Source organism: Streptomyces griseiscabiei (genome assembly GCF_020010925.1).
GTDB classification, from domain to species: Bacteria; Actinomycetota; Actinomycetes; order Streptomycetales; family Streptomycetaceae; genus Streptomyces; species Streptomyces griseiscabiei.
In genome coordinates this window covers 318756-337684 of sequence record NZ_JAGJBZ010000002.1, presented here as the reverse complement: position 1 = coordinate 337684, position 18929 = coordinate 318756, and the positions used below count along the sequence as shown (strand labels likewise).

The window sequence follows — 18929 nt, the reverse complement described above, 5'->3', positions numbered from 1 at the left end:
CCCCATCGCCAGCCATCAGCAAAAGGCCAGGTCAGCGCCCCATAGGGGAGATCCCCGCAGGTCACCGACCCGGCCTGTTACTAGGAGACCAAGAAGGCCTGACCCGGCCTCTCTCGCCCGCACCCGGTCCGTATGCCGCCGTCCCGAACGGCGGTGTGACGGGCCGGGTGCGGTCGTGTTCAGGGGCGGTTCGCGGGGCCGTGGGGATTCGCTACCGTGATGCGGAACGTAGTGGGGCGGACGGGGGGAGTCACATGGCAGACAGGCGTATGGAGTTGGGCGAGGCCATCGAGGGTGTGCGGGAGGAGTTGACCGCTCTGCGCCGTCGCCGTGCCGACCACGAGGTGGTGTTCGACGTCGGGCCCGTCGAGGTGGAGTTCGTGGTGGAGGCCGCCTGGGACGCCGGGGTCCAGGGCAAGGCCAAGTTCTGGGTCCTGGAGACCGGGGCCGACCTCCGCCGGACCGGCGGCACGGCCCACACCGTGCGGGTCGTGCTCACCCCCAGGGACGGCCGCGACGGCCAGCCCCTTCAGGTGTCCGACCGGGGACGAGGACTGGTGGACCGCCCCGGGGCCGACGGGTCGTGATCGCGGACTGGGCCGCGGAGGTGGCGGTCGCCACCCCCTCGGGCGGTGGAGCCACCGGCTCCGGCTTCCTCGTCGGCCCACGGCTGATCCTCACCGCGAAGCATGTGGTGGAGCGCGCCGGCCGGGGCGGGTCGGAGGTGGTCGTACGCCCTCTGAGGAGCAACGGAAAGCTTCGCTGTCGCACGGTGTGGACGAGCGCCTCCCGTGATCTCGCCCTGCTGGAGATCACGGACGGTACGTGGTCGCGGCGAGCGGCTCGGCTGGGGCGGTTGACCACCTCCACCCCGGAGATCCCCTGCGAAGCGGTCGGGTTCCCGCGTGCCCAGGTGCACCCCGACGGCTGGGGCGACAGCGAACACCTCACCGGAACCATCAACCCGGCCACCGCCGTGATCAGCGACCGCCATCAGCTGACCGCCGGAAGCGGCGCGGCCCCCTCCGGGTGGCCGGGAATGTCGGGCGCCGCGGTCCTCAGCGCAGGCATGGTCATCGGGGTCGTGGTGGAGGACCGCGCGGCGTTCGGCGGCGCGCGACTGGTCGTGGAACCGGTCAGCTCGGTCACGGGTGACGAGAGCTTCGCCCGAGCCTGGAGTCGCGTCACCGGCAGCGCCCCGCCGGAGTTGGAGTCCGTCGAGTTCGCCCCCGTCTTCGGCGCGGTCTCCACCACGCCGCCGCAGCCGTCGCCGGGCTCCCTGCTGCGTGCGGACGCGTTGGCGGTCCGTTTCCGCGGGCGCGAGCGCGAACTGGCGGAGTTACGCGACTGGTGTGCCGGCGACGGCTTCTCCATGCGGCTCGTCTCCGCCCGCGGTGGCGAAGGCAAGACCCGGCTCGCGCTCCAGTTCGCGGCCGAGTTACGTGCCCGCGGCTGGACCGCGGGCACGGTCCGTGCCTCGGCGCCCGACGAGGCACTGCGCCACGCGGTCACCACCGTCGAGCCGCTCCTGCTGGTCATCGACTACGCCGAGACCCGCGGGCCCCAACTCGCCCGCCTCATCGAGGTGCTCACCGGCTATCAAGGGCGGCACCCCGTCCGGCTGCTGCTGCTCGCGCGGTCGGGCGGTGAGTGGTGGCAGCGGCTGACCGAACGGTTTCCCGTACCCGCCGGGCAGCCGCTGCGGCTCGGGCCCCTGGTGGTGGCCCCGGCGGACCGGACGCGCGCCTACCGGGCGGCGATCGGCGATCTGGCACAGGCTCTCGCCCTGGTCCCGGGCATGCCCTCCGCTGATCCCGGTCCCCTGGTGGCCTCCGCCGGTCCCGCGTCCCCGGCCCGCACCGCCGACCCCGCTTCCCCGTCGGCCCCCGACGCCACGATGCCCGGTGCCCAGCCCCGTACCCAGCCCGGTACGCAACCTGGTGCCCACGACACCTCGGTGCTCGCGCTGCACGCCGCGGCGCTCGTGGCTCTGTTGCAGCAGGGGCCCGACGCCGTGGACGCCCCCCGTGACGAATCCGTCTGGGACACCCTGCTGCGCCACGAACGCCGGTACTGGCGCAGGGCCGCGGACGAGCACCGGCTGACCCTGCGCGAGGAGATCCTGGACAGTGCGGTGACCGGCATGGTGCTCTGCCCCTCGGCGGACGAGGCCGAGGCACGCGCCCTGCTGGCACGCGTTCCGGGACTCCACGACCGGTCCCACGATGTGCGGTTGCGGGTCGGCTCCCTGCTGCGCCACCTGTATCCGGGGGAACCGGACAGCGGCGGCCCCTGGAGTCCGCTGCAACCCGACCGGCTGGCCGAGCACTTCGCGGTGGGGGTCTTGCGGGCGGAACCGGAACTGCTCACCGCCCTGCTGAGGGAGGCGTCGGACCCCCAGCTGGAGCACGCCTTCACGGTCCTGGGCCGTGCTTCGGCGCACCGACCGGAAGCCGCCGACCTGCTGAGCGGCGCGCTGGTCGAGGAGCCCGGTCTCACCAGGCACGCGGTGCGGGTCGTACCGCGCAGCGAGCACCCCGGTGCGCTGACCGACGCGGTCGTGGAGGTGATCGACCGCGAGCTGCTGCCCCTGGACGAGCTGCGGCAGGTTGCCGACGCCATTCCGCCCGTCAGCCCGGCACTCGCCCGGGTCGCCCTGGAGGCGTACGAGACGCTGGTACACCGGTACGACCGGCTGCTCCAGGACCATCCGGGCCATCTGCCCGACTACTTGCACGCCGTCGAGCGATACAGCGACCGACTGAGCGACGCGGGCCGCACGGAGGAGGCGCTCGGTGTGTATCAGGAGGCGCTCGAAGGGGCGCTGCTGCTGTACCGGTCCGGGGCCGAGACCGCCTTCTCCCGCATGATCACCGTGTTCGCCAACTACTCGAACAAGCTGGCCGATGCCGGGCACCATGACGAGGCACTGCGCGTCACCCGGGAACAGGCCGACCTGTTCGAGCGGGCGGGCGCGGACGACATCACCACGGCCGACCCCAAGTATCTGCTGCTCCATCTGATGGCCCGAGTGAAGATCGTGGGCTTTCTCCTGCACTCGGGCAGGACGGACGAGGCGCTCTCCGAAGGCGACCGGCTCCTCGCCCTGGTCCGCCGGGCGGCCGACGCACACACCGACCTGGCCGATCCCGTACTCGCCCCGGCCCTGGCCCAGGTCGCCGTGGTGCTGAGGGCGGTCGGCCGCGAGGAGGAGGCGCTGGGCCTGGAGCGCGAGGAGGTGGCCTACTGGGAGCGCCGCGCGCTGGTCGCCCCCGAACTCCATCTGCCGTCGTTGGCGTTCTCGCTGCGGCACCTCGCCGAGCACCTCTCGGAGGCCGGGCGGACCGAGGAGGCACTCGTCTCGGCGGACCGGGCCGTGGGCATCTGGCGCGACCGGCTGCCGGAGAGTCCGGTGGTCTGCAAACCGCTCCTGGCCAAGGCACTCTTCACCCACGGCTCCGTGCTCGCCGCGGCCGGCCGGCTCGCCGCCGCGGCCGAGGCCGCCCGCGAAGCCGCGGGACTGCGGCGCGAACTGGTCCGGCTGGAGCCCGGGACCTACCGCCTGCCGCTGGTGGAGGCGCTGGCGAACACGGTCCAGTGGAGCGCCGCCGTCGGAGCCCCGTACCAGACCGCGTTGGCCGAGTTGCGCACCGAGTCGGACATCCTTCGCACCACCGATCCTGACGCCGGCGAGGCCCTGGACCGCATCCTGCCCGTACTGGAGGAACGGATCAGTCGTGGTCGCCGAGAGCCCACCCGCCACCCCGATGAGCAGGAGACCGCCCCGGTGTCCGACAGCAACGCCCCGCTGAGCGAGCAGCTCCGACAGCAGCTGACCGCCGATCCGCACAACTCCGCGCTCCGCCTCGGACTCGCCTCGCTGCTCGCCGCCGAGGGGCGCAGGGAACAAGCGCTGGCGGAGGTCGCGACGGTGCTGCAGAGCGCACCGGGCTCCGCGGAGGCACAGCGCCTGATGCGGCAACTCCTGTTGGACCAGACGTCCGTCCCACCGTCACCGCTGTCGCCACCGCCGTCACCGCCGTCACCGCAATCTCCCTCGGCTCCCCTGTCTCCGCCGTCCGGGTCGGGGGCCGGGCCGTCGCCCGAGCGGCAGCCGGTCGTCGGCCCGGAGGCGGCGCGACGGGCTTCCGACCCGCCGGACGGTCTTCTGGAGATCCGTCGGGAAGCGGTACGACTGGCCGATGTCGCCGGCATGGCGACCGTCAAGCAACGCCTGGAACTGACCTTTCTGGGGCCCGCCCGGAATCTGGAGATCGCCAAGACGTTCGGCCACCGACTCCGCGGCGGTCTGCTGCTCTACGGCCCGCCGGGCTGCGGCAAGACCTTCATCGCCCGAGCGCTCGCTGGTGAGCTGGGCGCCGGTTTCCTCTCCGTGACGCTGGCGGACACGCTCGACATGTGGATGGGGAACTCGGAGCGGAACATCCGGTCCATGTTCGTCACGGCCCGACGGAACCGGCCGTGTGTGCTCTTCATCGACGAGATGGACGCCCTCGGCGGACGACGCACGCGTATGCACTTCAGCGGGATGCGCAATGTGGTGGCCCAGCTGCTCACCGAGATGGACTCGGTCAACAGCGACAACGACGGGGTCTTCGTGCTGGGTGCCACGAATCAGCCGTGGGACGTGGACTCGGCACTGCGCAGGCCGGGACGCCTGGACCGCATGCTCTTCGTCGCACCGCCGGACGAACCGGCGCGGGCGGCGATCATCCACCGCGCGCTGGACGGCAAACCGGTGGGCACGGTGGACGTGAACCAGCTGGTCGCCAGGACGGCCGGCTACTCGGGCGCCGACCTGGTCCACCTCTGCCAGAGCGCCGTGGAGTCTGCGATGGCCGACTCGCTCACGGCGACCGGCATCCGGCCCATCGGCACGGCCGATTTCACCGCGGCACTGCGCGAGGTCAAGCCCTCGACCGGCGAATGGTTCGAGTCGGCCAGGAGCGTCATCAAGTTCTCCAACCAGGACCACGCGTACGACGAGTTGGCCGACTACCTCGGACGCGCCGGCAGGAAGCGCTGATGTCGTACGACCCGGAACTTCACAAGGCCGTCATGCTCACCTCGACCGGCAAGCACAAGCAGGCACTGCGCATCATCACCGACATGCTCGCCCGCGACCCGCGCGACCCCATGGCGCTGGGTATGAAGGCGACGATCCTGCTGAACACGGGTCGCCAGGCCGAGGCGTACAAAGCCGCCTCGGCCGCCTGCGCGGCGGATCCCGAGAATCCCCTGGTCCTGCTGACGCGGGCGTACGCCCTGCTGGCCCTGCAGCAGTACGAACTCGCCGGCGCCGATGTCCAGCGCGCGCTCGCGCTGGCTCCGGAACTCCCCCAGGGATGGGCGCTTCGGACCCTCGTCACCGGCATGACCGTCGAACAACAGGGTTTCGCCACCCCCGAACAGCGTCAGCAGACCAAGGACGACGCCGAACAGTTCCTGCGACGGGGCGGCGTCGAGGAACCGGGGTCGGCGCTCGCGGCAACGCTGGGCCTGGCGGCGGTGAAAGAGTCCGGCCGGGCGAAGGAACTCTGTGCGGAGGCGCTGCGTCTGCACCCCGACGACTCCGGCCTGCAGGCCGTCCTCGGACTGCTGCGCAGCGGCGCGCCGCTGGACGTACAGGCGTTTCCGCTCTTCGAACAGGCGGCCAGGGGCGATGCGTCGGTCATGGAGTTCGCCACGTTCGGTATGGAGAGCACCTGGGCGCGGCGGATCACCCGGGTCCAGGGCGGCCTGCTGTGGGCCGCCGGTTTCAGTGCCCTGGCGGTGGCGGCGGAACACGTCCACGGCTGGAGCCAGCTTCCCCGTGCCGTCGTGGCGGGGCTCCAGGTGCTGGCCGCGCTGCTCACTCTCCTGACCGGGCTGCGGATGCCACGAACGGTACGCGAGCATGTGCGGGAACTCCCGGGAACGCGTCCGGCGGTGCTGCTCACCGTCTGCGCCCTCGCGGCCGGCGCCGTCGCCGCCGCGGCGCCCGTGCCCCTCGCACTCGCGGCGGTGGGTGTCACGGTCGTCTCGGTGGCCTTGGCGCTGCCGCCCACCTGCCGGGCGGCCAGTGAGGTCCTGCGGCATACGGAGGCCACGATCCAGCCGCTCATGCGGATCTGGGTGAAGCAGCTGCTCAGCGCCGGCCTGGTGTCGTCCTGCGCCGCGGTGCCGATTCTGCTCACCCTGCTCGTGGACCGCTGGGCCGGCCTCCGGCTCTTCCTCGCGGCCGTACTCGGCGGAGCGGGCGTGGCCCAGGCCGCTGCCACCTACCCCGTCCGGCGCTGGCAAGTCACCGAGGCGCTTGCCGCCCGAACCGGTCACAGTGGGCCGACGTGCACGGCGCTGCTGATCCTGCTGCCGATCGCCGCGGCCTGGGCACCACGATGGTGGGGAGTGGCCCTGATCGCCCTGATGGTGCCGGTGGGGTACCGGTGGAACAACCAGATGCGCATGATGATCGCCTACAGCGACCCGTCCTGGAACCGGGTCTACGCCCCGCCGCGCCTGCTGTAGAGGGACTCCGCCACCCGCGGCCCGCGACTCGCCGCCCCACCCGGGTACGGCCCCGGCCAGATCGCCGAGGCGTCGTCGCGGGTGGGGTCGGGGAGGCGGAGGGGGCGGACGGGGACGGTTCGGGTGCGGTCCCGGCTGGTTGCCGTCCAGGGGGCGCAGTGGCCGGTGTAGGAGAGGGCGGTCAGGACGAAGACGCCGTCCGCGTAGACCTCCACGTATTCGCCGATCGTCAGGACGCGCAGGGACGTGGGCGGTCCGGGGAGGACCGTCTCGGCGAGCGGGGTGCCGGAGCCGCCCGTGACGTGGAGGTTCTTGCCGTCGCAGGTGAGGGTGAGGGCGGGGTCGCCGGAGCCGGCCGCGACCGTGCGGAGGGTGATGTCCACAGGGCCGCCGGAGACGTCGATGTCGCCGACCGCGTGCGCGGCCGGGGCCCGTGTCTCCTCGCCGAGCCAGGCGTCCAGGCCCGGCCACCAGGCCAGGTGGGGTGGTGAATCGGCGGCGACGACCAGGGACTTGGGCTGGGCGAGCATGCCGCGGCAGTGCTCGCCGGAGTCGGTCAGGCCGACCCGGCGGGGGGTGGTGTGCAGGACGACCCGGGAGCCGTCCGGGGCGGCTATGACGCGCGGGGCGTACGCCCCGGTGGGGCCGAGTGGGCCCCGCCGGGTCCAGGGGCCGCGCAGCCGCGGGGCCGTCCATGCCTCGAAGCCCCGGGTGGCGCCGACGGAGCCGAGGAGGAGCCAGGTGCCGTCGTCGAGGCGTTCCAGGACCGGGCACTCCAGCTCGTCCACGTCGCCCGGGGAGATCAACGGCGGGTGGACCGTCCAGTGTTCGAGGTCCGGGGAGGTGGCCCAGGCCACGCAGCCACTGACCTCGACCGGGAGCGAGGCGTCGGCCGCGCAGATCACCATCGCCCAGCCGTCCGTCTCGTCGTCGCGTACGACGAAGGGGTCGCGCCAGCCCATGCGGTCGGCGGTGCGGTACCAGCGGGGGTCCGCCTCCACCACGGGCGTCGTGCCGTGGCGCCGCCAGCCCGTGCCGTCCGTGCGGTCGGAGTGGGCGAGGCCCACGGACTGCAGCGGCCACCCTTGCGGGGTCAGCCCGCTCACGCCCGTGTAGGCCATCGCCATGCCGGTGCCGTGGCGGAAGGGGTGCATCGTCCAGACCGCCTGCTGGTCGAAGCGGCCGGGCAGGCCGTTGCCGAAGGCGGTGCCCGCGGGCCGCCAGTCGACCAGGTCGGCCGAGGTGGCCCGGCCGTAGGAGGTCTCCATCCGCAGATGGTCGAACTCGGCGGTCCAGGGGCCCTGGAGATGCAGCACGGTGTAGGTGCCGTCGTCGTCGCGGAGCAGGGCGAAGTCGTTCACGCAGAGGCCGGGCGGGGCGTATCGCATGCGCAGTGGTTCCTGTCGGCTCGTAGCGCCCAAACGCGTGCGCTGACCATGTATGCGGAAGGTCTCGCTTGAGAATCAGCGCAAGTAAAACTGAACGCAAACGCTTGCGCAACAAGGAGGCCGGGTTTACGGTCACGTCACTCACCGACCACATCGACGTGAAACCGAGGAGGAAACCGCCGTGACGGTCAGCATCACCGATGTCGCCCGCGCCGCCGGGGTCTCGGCGTCCACCGTGTCCCGCGCGCTGCGCGGCCGGACCGGCGTCTCGGACGAGGTGCGCGCACAGATCGCGGCGGTCGCCGCACAACTCGGCTATACGGCCTCCCGCTCGGCGTCCAGCCTGGCCAGTGGGCGCACCTACACGATCGGCGTCGTCGCCCCGTACATCGGCCGCTGGTTCTTCGGCACCGTGCTGGACGCCGCCGAGCAGGTGTTCAGCGCCGCCGGGTACGACGTGCTGCTCTACAACCTGGGCTCACCCGAGGCGCGGAAGCGGTTCTTCACCAAGCTGCCGGTGCGCAAGCGGGTCGACGCGGTGCTGTCGCTGCTCATCCCGGACGAGGACGAGTCGGCCGCCCTGCGCTCGCTCGGGGTGCCGCTGGCCTCGACGGTCGGCGGCCCCCGGCCCGGCTTCACCGTGGTCGGCATCGACGACCGGGCGGGCGCGGAGAGCGCCGTACGGCATCTGGTGAACCTCGGGCACCGCCGGATCGGCATGGTCTCCGGGGCCAGCGGTCCGCTGCACTGGACCACGCCCCTGGACCGGCGCGCCGCCTATCTGCACGTCCTCGCCGAGGCCGGGATCGAGCCGGACCCGGCGCTGGTGGCGGACGGCGACTACACGGTCGACGGCGGCGAGCGGGCGATGACCGAGCTGCTGGCCGCGTCCCGGCCGCCGACGGCCGTGTTCGCCCAGTCCGACGAGATGGCGATGGGCGCCCTGCGCGCGCTGCGCCGGCACCGGCTGCGGGTGCCGGACGACGTGTCCGTGGTCGGCTTCGACGACCACGAACTCGCCGATGTGGTGGGGCTGACCACCGTCGCCCAGCCGGTCGCCGGGCAGGGCGCGGAGGCCGCCCGGCTGCTGCTGCGGCAGCTGGACGAGCCGGACGCCGACCAGCCCGGCCATGTGCAGATGCCCATCCGGCTCGTCCTGCGCGAGACGACGGCCCCGCCGCGCCCGCGCGGCCCGCAGTGACCGCCACTGCCCGCACGCCCGGACGGGTAGCAACTCCCCGTCCACACACCCCCCGTGACCACAGCGCCCGCACCGCCCCGCCCGACCACGGCGCCCCACGCGCTCACTGCGGAAAGCCCCGCACCTCGCACCCTCGTCCCGCACGGAGGCACACACCATGAACCCGAACACCAGCCCGACCAGCCGAAGGTTCCGCCGCACGGCCCGTACGGGACTGGCCCTGGCCCTCCCCCTCGCGGCGCTGGCCGCCTGCGGCGGGGGCGGCGGGGGCGACACCTCCGCCGAGGCCGGCAGCGGTGAGGGGACGATCAGCGTCTGGGCCCACCAGGGGCAGAAGAGCGAGTCGGAGGCGCTACAGGGCGCGGTGAAGTCGTTCAACTCCTCGCAGGACAAGATCAAGGTCGAGCTGAAGCTGATACCGGAGACCGACTACACCAAGACGATCACGGCGACGGCTCCCGACAAGCTGCCGGACGTACTGGAGTTCGACGGCCCGACCATGGCGAACTTCGTCTACAACAAGAAGCTCGCCCCGATCGACGACTACGTCTCCGCCCAGACCCTCGACAACGCCACCGACGCGAGCAAGGCGCAGGGCGAGATCGACGGCAAGCACTACGGCCTGGGCATGTTCGACTCCGGGCTCGGTATGTACGGCAGCAAGAAGCTGCTGGACGCGGCCGGGGTGACGTATCCGAAGGGCGTGGACGACGCCTGGACGGCGGACCAGTTCGACGCGGCGCTCAAGGCGCTGAAGGCGAAGGACCCGGACGGCAAGGTCGTCGACCTGCAGGAAGGTTCCGGCTATGCCAACGAGTGGGGCACCTACGGCTTCGCCCCGATCGTCTGGTCGGCCGGCGGCGCGCTGCTCAAGGACGGCAAGGCGGAGGGCGCCCTCGACACCCCGGCCGTGGTGTCGGCCATGAAGACCTTCCAGTCCTGGAAGGCGTACACCGACCCCAACACCGACGGCAACGCCTTCGCCAAGGGCCGGGTCGCGCTGAGCTGGGTCGGGCACTGGATGTACCCCGCCTACAGCGAGGCGCTCGGCGACGACCTGGTGGTGCTGCCGCTGCCCGACTTCGGCGACGGCCCGAAGACCGGCCAGGGCTCGTGGGCGTGGGGCGTCGGCGCCGACAGCAAGAACGGCAAGGCCGCGGGCGCCTTCCTGGACTTCCTCCTCGACGACACCAACGTCGGCGCGATGACGAAGGCCAACGGCGCCCCGCCCGCCACCAAGTCCGCGCTCGCCGCGAGTGCGCTGTACAAGGAGGGCGGCCCGCTCCAGCTCTTCGCCGACCAGCTCGCCAAGCCCTGCGGTGACAGCGAGATCGGCACGTCCTGTGTCGCCGTCACCCGCCCGGTGACCGCCGGATACCCCGTGGTGACCGCGAAGTTCAGCGAGGCCGTCAACTCGGTCTACGGCGGCGCGGACCCGAAGGACGCCCTGTCCGAGGCCGCCCGCGCCATCGACCGGGACTTCTCGGACAACGCCGGATACGAGATCCCGTAGGGACGCGCTCTCCCGGACCCGTCGAACCCAGCTGTCGGGGCGGGCGCGCATCCGCTGCCCGCCCGCCCCGCCGGAAAGAGGACCCCGTGACAACCGTGGAACCCGTGCCCGCGGCGGCACCAGGCCGGAAGCAGGCCCCACCCCCCGGCGCCCCGGCCCGGCGGCCGTCCCGTCGGAACCGCGACCGGCTGCACGGGCCGCTGATGGCGGCCCCCGCCGTCGCCGGACTGATCGCCTTCGTCGGCATCCCCTTCTGCTACGCCGTGGTGCTCTCCTTCTACAACGTGCGCCTCGGCTCCCCGCTGGAGCCCACCTTCTTCGGGATCGAGCAGTACCGCCGGCTGTTCACCGACCCCGACCTGTCCGGCCCGTTCCTGCGGGCGCTGCTCAACAACCTGACCTTCGCCGTGGTCGTCGTACCGCTGCAGACCGGCCTCGCGCTCGGCCTCGCGATCCTGCTGAACCGCAAGCTCAAGGCGATCGGCCTGTTCCGCTCCCTCTTCTTCATGCCGGTCGTCTTCCCGATGGCGCTGGTCGCCGTGATCTGGCGGCTGATCCTCGCCCGCAGCGACCAGGGCATGCTCAACTCCGCGCTGGACGCGGTGAGTCTCGGCAACTGGGGCGCCTTCGACTGGCTCGGCGACGGCCTGACCGCGATGGCCTCGGTCATCGTCCTCTCCGTCTGGCAGGGCGTGGGCTTCCAGATGGTCATCCTGCTCGCCGGACTCCAGCAGATACCGGGCGAGCTGTACGAGGCCGCCGAACTGGACCGCGCCTCCCGCTGGCAGCAGTTCCGCCACGTCACCCTGCCCGGCATCCGGGGCACCCTCGTCTTCGTCGCCCTGCTGACCTCGGTGCTCTCCTTCCGGGTCTTCGACCAGGTGTACGTCCTGGTCAAGGGCGGAGGGCTCGACGAGGACGCCGCCCGCACGGTGATGTACCAGGCCGTCACCACCGCCTTCGACCAGAACAACATCGGCCAGGCGTCCGCGATCACCGTCGTCTTCTTCCTGATCGTCGTCGCCCTGACCCTGATCCAGCGCCGCGTCGTCCGGCCCGACAACGAGGACTGACCCCATGAGCACGCTCACGACCGGCCGGACCGTCCCCACGACCGGCACGACGACCGGCCCACCCCGCACATCACTGCGCCGCGTACTCGACTACGCCGTCCTCTCCGTCCTGGCGTTCGTCTTCGCGCTCCCCGTCCTCTATCTCCTCCTCGGCAGCCTCAAGCCGTCCGACGAGGTCCTGAACGGCCTGTCCGGTTTCCTCCCCACCCATCTCTCCTTCGACAACTACGCCGCGGTCCTGGACAGCCTGAACTCCGACAGCACGGGCTACTTCTGGCAGTTCATGGGCGTCTCGCTGCTGCTGGCGTTCGTGGTCGTCACCGGGGGCCTGTTCGTCAACTCGATGGCGGCGTACGGGCTCTCGCGCCTGAAGTGGCGGGGCCGGGAAGCCGTGTTCACCCTGGTCCTGCTGCTGATGCTGGTCCCGTTCGAGTCGGTGGCCGTGCCGCTGTTCTACCTGTTCAACGACCAGCGGAACACGCTCTTCATCCAGGCGCTCCCGTTCATCGCCAACGCGTTCTCGGTCTACCAGTTCCACACGTTCTTCCGCTCGATCCCGCCGAGCATCGAGGAGGCGGCCCGGCTGGACGGCGCGGGCCCCTGGCGCACCTTCTTCGCGATCATCGTCCCGATGTCGAAGCCGGCGTTCGCCTCGGTCGCCATCCTGACCTTCCTCACCCAGTGGGGTTCGTTCCTGTGGCCGGTGCTCATGGTCTCCGACCCCTCGGTCCGCCCCCTCCCCCTGGAGATGAGCGTCTTCCAGGGCCAGCAGCCGCCGGACTGGGGCCAGATCCTCGCCTTCGGTGTCCTCCTGGTCCTCCCGGTCCTGATCGTCTTCGCCTTCTTCCAGCGCTGGTTCGTCCAGGGAGTGGCCAGCTCGGCGGTGAAGGGCTGACCACGGGGGCCGGCCCGCGCCTGGCCCGTTGTCAGTGGCCGGTGCGATGCTGTGGTCATGAACCGGGACGATCTGGTGCGGCTGCGGCGGGCGCGGGACCGCATGGACCGCGAGTACGCCGAGCCGCTGGACGTGACCGCCCTCGCCCGCACCGCGCTGATGTCCCCCGGACACTTCCAGCGCAGCTTCCGCGCGACCTTCGGCGAGACCCCGTACGGCTATCTCATGACCCGCCGGATAGAGCGCGCCAAGGCCCTGCTGCGCCGGGGCGACCTGACGGTGACCGAGGTGTGCATCGCGGTGGGGTGTACGTCGCTGGGTTCGTTCAGCTCCCGCTTCACCGAGCTGGTCGGCGAGACACCGAGCGCGTACCGGGCACGCTCGCACGAGGAGAGCGCGGCGATCCCCGCCTGCGTGGCGAAGCGCCTGACCCGCCCGACCCGACATCGCATACGCACGGCGGAGCCGGGCGAAGCGTCCTAGCGTGAGGGCATGGCCGAGAACGAAGCAAGCAGACCGCCCGCCGCCGCCGACGTGAAGCTCGCCCAGTGCTTCCTCGCCGTGGACGACCACGACAAGGCGCTCGCCTTCTACCGGGACGTACTGGGCATGGAGGTCCGCGGCGACGTGGGCTTCGAGGGCATGCGCTGGGTCACCGTGGGATCCCCGCTCCAGCCGGACGTCGAGATCGTCCTGGAGCCCCCCGCCGCCGACCCCGACATCTCCCCCGCCGACCGCGAGACCATCGCCACCCTCCTCGCCAAGGGCGTCCTGCGCGGGGTCAACTTCACCACCACCGACTGCGACGCCCTCTACGCCCGCGTCGAGGCCTCCGGAGCCGATGTCCTCCAGGAGCCCATGGACCAGCCCTACGGCGTCCGCGACTGCGCCTTCCGCGACCCGGCGGGCAACATGCTGCGCTTCATGCAGCGCCGGGACTAGATATCGCGTTGCGTGAGGCAGGACGGCGGGAGATCGTACAAGCCGTCCAGCCACGAGGGAGGGGCGTGCGAGAGAGGTGGCACCGTGGACGGAGCGAGCGGGGCGATCCGATGGGTGTACGCCTTCATCGACCGGCCGGTGGCCGGGTTCCCACGCGCCTGCGCCTTCTGGACGGCGGTCACGGCGACGAGGCTGTCCGAACCGCGCGGTGACCGGGCCGAGTTCGTGACCCTGCTCCCGTCGACGGGCGACGCGTGTGTGAAGGCACAGGGTGTCATGTCCGGTGACGGCGGCGCCCACCTGGACCTCGCCGTCGAGAACGTCCCCGCGCTCGTCGACCGGGCGGTCCGGCTCGGCGCCGAGGTGGTCGCCCCGCACGAGGGCTGGGCCGTGCTGCACTCACCCGCCGGCCACCTGTTCTGCGCGGTGCCCTGGCACGGGGAGTCCGGACGACCACCGGTGGTCGACGGCAGCCGGCTCGACCAGGTCTGCCTGGACACGGCACCCGCGGCCTTCGAGCGCGAGGTGGCGTTCTGGGCGGCCCTGTCGGGATGGGACTCCCACCCGGGCTCGCGCCCGGAGTTCCACTTCCTGCGCCCACCGGCCCCGCTCCCCGTCCGTATCCTCCTCCAGCGCCTCGACACCCCGCGCCCCGCCTCCGCCCACCTCGACCTCGCCTGCACCGACATCGAGGCCACCCGCACCCACCACGAATCCCTGGGCGCCACCGTCCTGGCCCACCACTCACACTGGACGGTGCTGCGAGACCCGTCGGGCGGCACCTACTGCCTCACCGCCAGATCCCCGGAGACAGGCGGACTACCACCCAGGACGAACTGACGCCCGGAAACCCGAGTACGGCGAGAAGGGGGCGTGTCGGGGGTGTCCGCCCGCAGCGGTTGGCGCGTCACCCCCTCGAACTTCCCAGCCAACCGATTCCGCGCCGTTCCGAGGACGGACACCCCCCGGCACGCCTCCGACCCACCCACCACGCGAAGGCACCGGACGGAACCGGCAGCGAAACCCCCAGCCGCACTACCCGTCCCCCCGCTCCCCCTCCGCCTCCCCCGTGAGCCGAGCCGCCCGCGCCAGCAGATACCTCCGCTCCGGAAGACTCAGCGTCCGCCAGGCCGCCGACTCGTACGCGACCCGCGCGGCCCCCACCTCCCCCGCCCGCTCCAGCAGATGCCCCCGGACCGCCTCCACCCGATGCCCGATCGGGACCGCGTCCTCCCCGAGCGCCGCCAACGCGGCGAGCCCGGCCCGCGGCCCCCGCACCATGGCCAGCGCGACCACCCGGCTGAGCCGCTCGACCGGCCCCGGAACCAGTTCCACCAGCACGTCGTAAAGCCCGAGAATCTCCCGCCAGTCCGTGACGTCGTACGAGTCCGCCTCGTCGTGCACCGCGGCGATCGCCGCCCGCACCTGATACGGCCCCGCACTCCCCGTCGCCCCCGACAGCGCCCAGGTCACCAGCGCGACCCCCTCCTCCACGGCCGCCCTGTCCCACAGCCCCCGGTCCTGTTCGTCGAGCGGCACCAGCTCACCCCGCGCGTCCGTGCGAGCGGCCCGCCGCGCGTCGGTGAGGAGCATCAGCGCCAGCAGCCCGGCCACCTCACGGTCCTCGGGCAGCAGCCGCCGCACGGTCCGCGTCAACCGGATCGCCTCGGCCGCCAGATCGGCCCGCCGCAGACGCGGTCCTGACGTGGCCGTGTATCCCTCGTTGAACACGAGATACAGGACCTGCAGCACGGCGGGCAGGCGTTCCTCCCAGTTGTCGGGCCGCCCGAACCGCACCCCGCGCACCTTCTGCTTGGCCCGGCTGATCCGCTGGGCCATCGTCGGCTCGGGCACCAGACACGCCCGCGCGATCTCGGCCGTGGTCAGCCCACCGACCGCCCGCAGCGTCAGCGCGATCTGCGCGGGCACCGACAGCGCGGGGTGGCAGCACAGGAAGAGCAGGGTCAGGGCGTCGTCCTCGTTCGGCGCCCGGTCCACCCCCGGCTCCGGCGTCACGAACGCGTCCCGCGGTGTCAGCGCCGCCGCCCTCTCCTCCCGCAGCCGCCGCGCCTCCTCACTGCGCAACGTGTCCGTCAGCCGCCGCGAGGCCACCTTGACCAGCCACCCGCGCGGATTGTCCGGCACCCCGCGCGACGGCCACTGCCCGGCCGCCGCGAGCAGTGCCTCCTGCACTGCGTCCTCGGCGGCGGAGAAGTGCCCGTACCGCCGCACCAGCGCGCCGAGGACCTGCGGCGCGCACTCCCGCAACAGGCCCTCGACCTCGCTCATCCGCCCCACCGAACCTCTCGGAGCCTCCCACGGGGCTCCACGCGGCGCTCCGCTCGGCGCTCCACGCGGGACCCCGCTCGGTGTCCGGCCGCCCCGTGGCGCCTCAGATGTCCCCCGCGCCGTCCAGCACCGGCCGGATCACCACCGGGTACTCCGTGAGCCCCTCGGGGCCGGGGCACCGCGCGACACGGGCCGCGATCTCCGTGACCCGGTCCAGGCTCGCGCAGTCCAGGAGCCAGTAGCCCGCCAGCAGCTCCTTGGTCTCCGGGTACGGCCCGTCCGTGATCACCGGCTTGCCGTCGGCGTCGGCCGTGACGAGCCGGGTCCGGGCCGGCTCCGCCAGCCCCTGGCCGTCGATGATCTCCCCGGTCTCCGCGAGGTCGTCGTTGATCGCTCCCATATGGGCGTACATGGCCTGCAGCTGCTCCGGCGTCCAGGCCGGGGAGTGCTCGGAGGCCTTGCCACGCATGCCCTCGTAGTCCGACTGGGTGCCCAGGACCATCACCAGGTACTTCATGAGTCCGCTCCTTCGCCTTCCTCGGTTCGAACCACCCGGGTCGGGCGGCTCTCACAGGAGACGTCGGAGCCGCCCTGCGCTTCTCGACACACCCACGGGATGTTTCCCCGAGTACTTCTCCGGACCGGACGAACACGGCGCGGACGAACACGGCCCGGAAGAACCCACAGCTCGGTCCGCGACCCGCCCTACCCTTCGCTCCTCACCCCGTCGGCCTCGTCGCCCCCAGCGCCCCCACCGACCTCGACGGCGTCATCGGCCGCATCGGCCGCATCGGCCTCGCCGACATACACCGCACACTCATGATTCCTGCACGGACCCGGACTCCATACGGGTACCCACGCGCCGAACGTCTTGTGCCGCCGTACGACCGTGGCCACAGGCTGTCCGCAGACCGGGCAGACTTGCTCGTCGATGCCCATGTCCTCAGGGTATGACCGCCGGGGTCGGGCCGCCCCCCGCCGTGCACCGGCAATCAGCGCTTCCTGCTGTACCGCCGCACCACCACCCCGTTGTCGAAGCCGCGCACCTCGTCGAGCGTGAACTCGTGGAGGGTGAAACCGGCGCCGAACATCGGCATGCCGGAGCCCTGCACGACCGGGTACGTCTTGATGACCAGCTCGTCGATCTCGTCGATCAGCTCGCCCGCGACGACGGAGCCACCGCACAGGTAGATGCCGAGGCCGCCGTCCTCCGCCTTGAGCGCGCGGACCCTGCCGACCAGGTCCTCCGAGATGATCTCGACGTTCGGGTCGGGCGACTCCTTCAGCGTGCGCGAGGCGACGTACTCGCGCAGATGGGAGTACGGGCTGGTGATGCCCTCCTTCAGTGCCACGTCGTAGCTGGCGCGGCCCTGGATGATCGTGTCGTACTCCTTGTTCGGCAGACCGTCGGTGCCGACGAGGCGCCGGACATGGGCCGGGGTGGTGTCCGGGTGCTCCGCGCTGAGGTACTCGGCGAAGTCCCCGACCACGTACGGGTACATGTACGACGCGTCACCGTCCTGGTCCCCGATGAAGCCGTCGATCGAACAGGCGATGAGGTACGTGAGCTTGCGCAAACCGGTCTCTTTTCCTCGTCCGACAGCGAGCGGCGTCCGAGCCGCTCCCTCAACCACGTCAGTTATAGTACTTCATCTGTAGTGGTTGCAAGAGAACAAGAGATTCAGGGATTCAGGGATTCAGGGATTCAGAACCGAGGCTCAGGGAGCCCGGACGGTCAGGAACCCGGCGGGCCCCGCACACCGTGGGGATGTGCGGGACCCACCGACCACCCGAAGGCACCGGCACCGCGCGGGGTCAGGTCCACCCGGCACCACCGCCTCGGGAGCATCAACCGACACGCACCCACCTCGACCACGGCTTCCGCCTCGACTGTCGCGTCGCCCCGGCTGCCGCGCCCTGTCAACTGCTGCGGCGCGTCACGAACTCGGCCAGCGCCAACAGTCCCCCGGCCGACTCCGGATCGGGAACGGCACGCGACAGTTCGTGTACGGCCCGGGCCATACGGTCGGCCGCCTGGACCTGAGCCCAGTCACGGCCACCGGCCCGCTCCACGGCCAGCGCCGTACGCTCCAGATCTCCCTCGGCGTAGGGCATGCCGTACAGCTCGGCGAGTTCCGCGGCCTCCGGAGTGCCGGAGGCGAGGGCGGCGACCACCGGGAGGGACTTCTTGCGGACCATGAGATCCGCTCCGGCCGGCTTGCCGGTGCGGCCCGGGTCTCCCCAGATGCCGATCACGTCGTCGATGAGCTGGAAGGCGAGCCCCGCCTCCCGCCCGAACGCGTCGAGGGCCTCGACGTCCTCCGCGCCGGCGCCCGCGTACAACGCCCCCACCGCACAGGCGCAGCCGAGCAGCGCGCCCGTCTTCGCCTCGGCCATGGCGAGCACCTCGTCGAGGGTGACCTCCTCGGGACCGCGGCCCTCCATCTCGGTGTCCGTCTGCTGGCCCGCGCACAGCTCGACGACACAGGACGCGAGCCGTGCCGAGGCCGCGGCCGACGCCGGATGCGGGTCCTCGGCGAGCAGCCGCTGGGCGAGGGCCTGCAACGCGTCCCCGGCGAGGATCGCGTCGGGGACACCGAACACGGTCCACGCGGTGGCCCGGTGTCTGCGGGTGGTGTCCCGGTCCATCACGTCGTCGTGCAGCAACGTGAAGTTGTGCACCAACTCCACCGCGGCCGCGGCCCGTACGGCGACGGCCTCGCGCCCCCCGAGCGCGCCGACGGCGGCCAGGACCAGCGCCGGGCGTATCGCCTTGCCCGCGTTGCCCGCGGCCGGGGCGCCGTCCGCGTCCTCCCAGCCGAAGTGGTAGCGCGCGACCCGGCGCAACGAACCGGGCAACGACTCGACGGCACGCCGCATCTCGGGGTCGACGGACACCCGGGCCTGCTCCAGGATCCCCGCCGCCTCCTGCCCGTCCAAGGGGCTCGCCCCACCCGCCCGACGGGCCGGCCCCCGGTCGGCGGCAGGGGGTAACGACCCCGCCGGCCCACCCGATCCCTCCGTATCCGCATCGGGAGCTCCGGACCGATGCCCGCCCTCGTCCCCGTCCTCCGACGGGCCCGCACCGCCGGGGTGCACC

Annotated in this window: 16 protein-coding genes; 10 read left to right on the top strand and 6 right to left on the bottom strand. The window is 72.0% G+C overall.

What is annotated here, in order from left to right; all coding sequences use genetic code 11:
* Positions 1–254 precede the first annotated feature (254 nt).
* Genes J8M51_RS19090 through J8M51_RS19075 form a run of 3 tightly spaced genes read left to right on the top strand, consistent with a single transcriptional unit; the run spans position 255 to position 6528 of the window.
* Positions 255–587 carry a trypco2 family protein gene (locus J8M51_RS19090; RefSeq protein ID WP_143673195.1) on the top strand — a complete coding sequence of 111 codons (333 nt, stop codon included), beginning with the start codon at positions 255–257 and terminating at the stop codon, positions 585–587.
* Entirely contained in the window at positions 584–5047 is a 4464-nt protein-coding gene (locus J8M51_RS46125) for a tetratricopeptide repeat protein (protein WP_179203117.1), read from the top strand. The genes J8M51_RS19090 and J8M51_RS46125 overlap by 4 nt, the downstream gene beginning before the upstream one ends.
* Positions 5047–6528 carry a tetratricopeptide repeat protein gene (locus J8M51_RS19075; protein WP_267299327.1) on the top strand — a complete coding sequence of 494 codons (1482 nt, stop codon included), beginning with the start codon at positions 5047–5049 and terminating at the stop codon, positions 6526–6528. Before J8M51_RS46125 ends, J8M51_RS19075 begins: the two co-directional genes overlap by 1 nt.
* Here J8M51_RS19075 and J8M51_RS19070 read toward each other — a convergent pair.
* Positions 6504–7916, bottom strand: coding sequence for a glycoside hydrolase family protein (locus tag J8M51_RS19070; RefSeq protein WP_267299326.1), 1413 nt, complete (start codon positions 7914–7916; stop codon positions 6504–6506). The two genes, J8M51_RS19075 and J8M51_RS19070, sit on opposite strands and share 25 nt — an antisense overlap.
* A 181-nt stretch (positions 7917–8097) precedes the next feature.
* On the opposite strand from J8M51_RS19070, the gene J8M51_RS19065 reads away from it, so the two are divergent.
* The 7 genes from J8M51_RS19065 to J8M51_RS19035 all read left to right on the top strand — a co-directional run bounded on the left by J8M51_RS19065 (position 8098) and on the right by J8M51_RS19035 (position 14380).
* Entirely contained in the window at positions 8098–9117 is a 1020-nt protein-coding gene (locus tag J8M51_RS19065) for a LacI family DNA-binding transcriptional regulator (RefSeq protein ID WP_086762672.1), read from the top strand.
* A 157-nt stretch (positions 9118–9274) separates the two neighbouring features.
* A complete protein-coding gene (locus J8M51_RS19060) occupies positions 9275–10630 on the top strand; it encodes an ABC transporter substrate-binding protein (protein WP_086762674.1) in 1356 nt (451 codons plus the stop codon).
* Positions 10631–10716: 86 nt separating this feature from the next.
* On the top strand, positions 10717–11703 hold the full coding sequence (locus J8M51_RS19055) for a carbohydrate ABC transporter permease (RefSeq protein WP_086762676.1): 987 nt from the start codon (positions 10717–10719) through the stop codon (positions 11701–11703).
* 4 nt (positions 11704–11707) lie between these two features.
* Positions 11708–12598 carry a carbohydrate ABC transporter permease gene (locus tag J8M51_RS19050; RefSeq protein ID WP_086762679.1) on the top strand — a complete coding sequence of 297 codons (891 nt, stop codon included), beginning with the start codon at positions 11708–11710 and terminating at the stop codon, positions 12596–12598.
* Positions 12599–12655: 57 nt separating this feature from the next.
* Entirely contained in the window at positions 12656–13081 is a 426-nt protein-coding gene (locus J8M51_RS19045; RefSeq protein ID WP_086762686.1) for a helix-turn-helix transcriptional regulator, read from the top strand.
* Between the two features lie 9 nt (positions 13082–13090).
* Positions 13091–13540, top strand: a complete 450-nt coding sequence (locus J8M51_RS19040; RefSeq protein ID WP_086762682.1) for a VOC family protein — start codon at positions 13091–13093, stop codon at positions 13538–13540.
* 84 nt (positions 13541–13624) lie between these two features.
* Positions 13625–14380 carry a VOC family protein gene (locus J8M51_RS19035; protein WP_267299325.1) on the top strand — a complete coding sequence of 252 codons (756 nt, stop codon included), beginning with the start codon at positions 13625–13627 and terminating at the stop codon, positions 14378–14380.
* 195 nt (positions 14381–14575) lie between these two features.
* Here J8M51_RS19035 and J8M51_RS19030 read toward each other — a convergent pair whose 3' ends face one another.
* The 5 genes from J8M51_RS19030 to J8M51_RS19010 all read right to left on the bottom strand — a co-directional run bounded on the left by J8M51_RS19030 (position 14576) and on the right by J8M51_RS19010 (position 18928).
* Positions 14576–15829, bottom strand: a complete 1254-nt coding sequence (locus J8M51_RS19030; RefSeq protein WP_267299324.1) for an RNA polymerase sigma factor — start codon at positions 15827–15829, stop codon at positions 14576–14578.
* Between the two features lie 103 nt (positions 15830–15932).
* Positions 15933–16346: a YciI family protein gene (locus J8M51_RS19025; RefSeq protein ID WP_086764068.1), complete on the bottom strand. Its 414-nt coding sequence runs from the start codon at positions 16344–16346 to the stop codon at positions 15933–15935.
* Between the two features lie 188 nt (positions 16347–16534).
* Complete coding sequence (locus J8M51_RS19020) at positions 16535–16768, bottom strand: hypothetical protein (RefSeq protein WP_086764066.1); 234 nt, start codon at positions 16766–16768, stop codon at positions 16535–16537.
* A 53-nt stretch (positions 16769–16821) separates the two neighbouring features.
* On the bottom strand, positions 16822–17406 hold the full coding sequence (locus tag J8M51_RS19015) for a dihydrofolate reductase family protein (RefSeq protein ID WP_086764064.1): 585 nt from the start codon (positions 17404–17406) through the stop codon (positions 16822–16824).
* A gap of 343 nt (positions 17407–17749) precedes the next feature.
* Entirely contained in the window at positions 17750–18928 is a 1179-nt protein-coding gene (locus tag J8M51_RS19010) for a family 2 encapsulin nanocompartment cargo protein polyprenyl transferase (RefSeq protein ID WP_398856440.1), read from the bottom strand.
* Between the last annotated feature and the right edge of the window lies 1 nt (position 18929).

Bases quoted from the DNA above. Each gene is read 5' to 3' on its own strand.
- J8M51_RS19090 (WP_143673195.1), top strand. From the start codon at position 255: ATGGCAGACAGGCGTATGGAGTTGGGCGAGGCCATCGAGGGTGTGCGG.
- J8M51_RS19075 (WP_267299327.1), top strand. From the start codon at position 5,047: ATGTCGTACGACCCGGAACTTCACAAGGCCGTCATGCTCACCTCGACC.
- J8M51_RS19070 (WP_267299326.1), bottom strand. From the start codon at position 7,916: ATGCGATACGCCCCGCCCGGCCTCTGCGTGAACGACTTCGCCCTGCTC.
- J8M51_RS19060 (WP_086762674.1), top strand. From the start codon at position 9,275: ATGAACCCGAACACCAGCCCGACCAGCCGAAGGTTCCGCCGCACGGCC.
- J8M51_RS19050 (WP_086762679.1), top strand. From the start codon at position 11,708: ATGAGCACGCTCACGACCGGCCGGACCGTCCCCACGACCGGCACGACG.
- J8M51_RS19045 (WP_086762686.1), top strand. From the start codon at position 12,656: ATGAACCGGGACGATCTGGTGCGGCTGCGGCGGGCGCGGGACCGCATG.
- J8M51_RS19040 (WP_086762682.1), top strand. From the start codon at position 13,091: ATGGCCGAGAACGAAGCAAGCAGACCGCCCGCCGCCGCCGACGTGAAG.
- J8M51_RS19030 (WP_267299324.1), bottom strand. From the start codon at position 15,829: ATGAGCGAGGTCGAGGGCCTGTTGCGGGAGTGCGCGCCGCAGGTCCTC.
- J8M51_RS19025 (WP_086764068.1), bottom strand. From the start codon at position 16,346: ATGAAGTACCTGGTGATGGTCCTGGGCACCCAGTCGGACTACGAGGGC.
- J8M51_RS19020 (WP_086764066.1), bottom strand. From the start codon at position 16,768: ATGGGCATCGACGAGCAAGTCTGCCCGGTCTGCGGACAGCCTGTGGCC.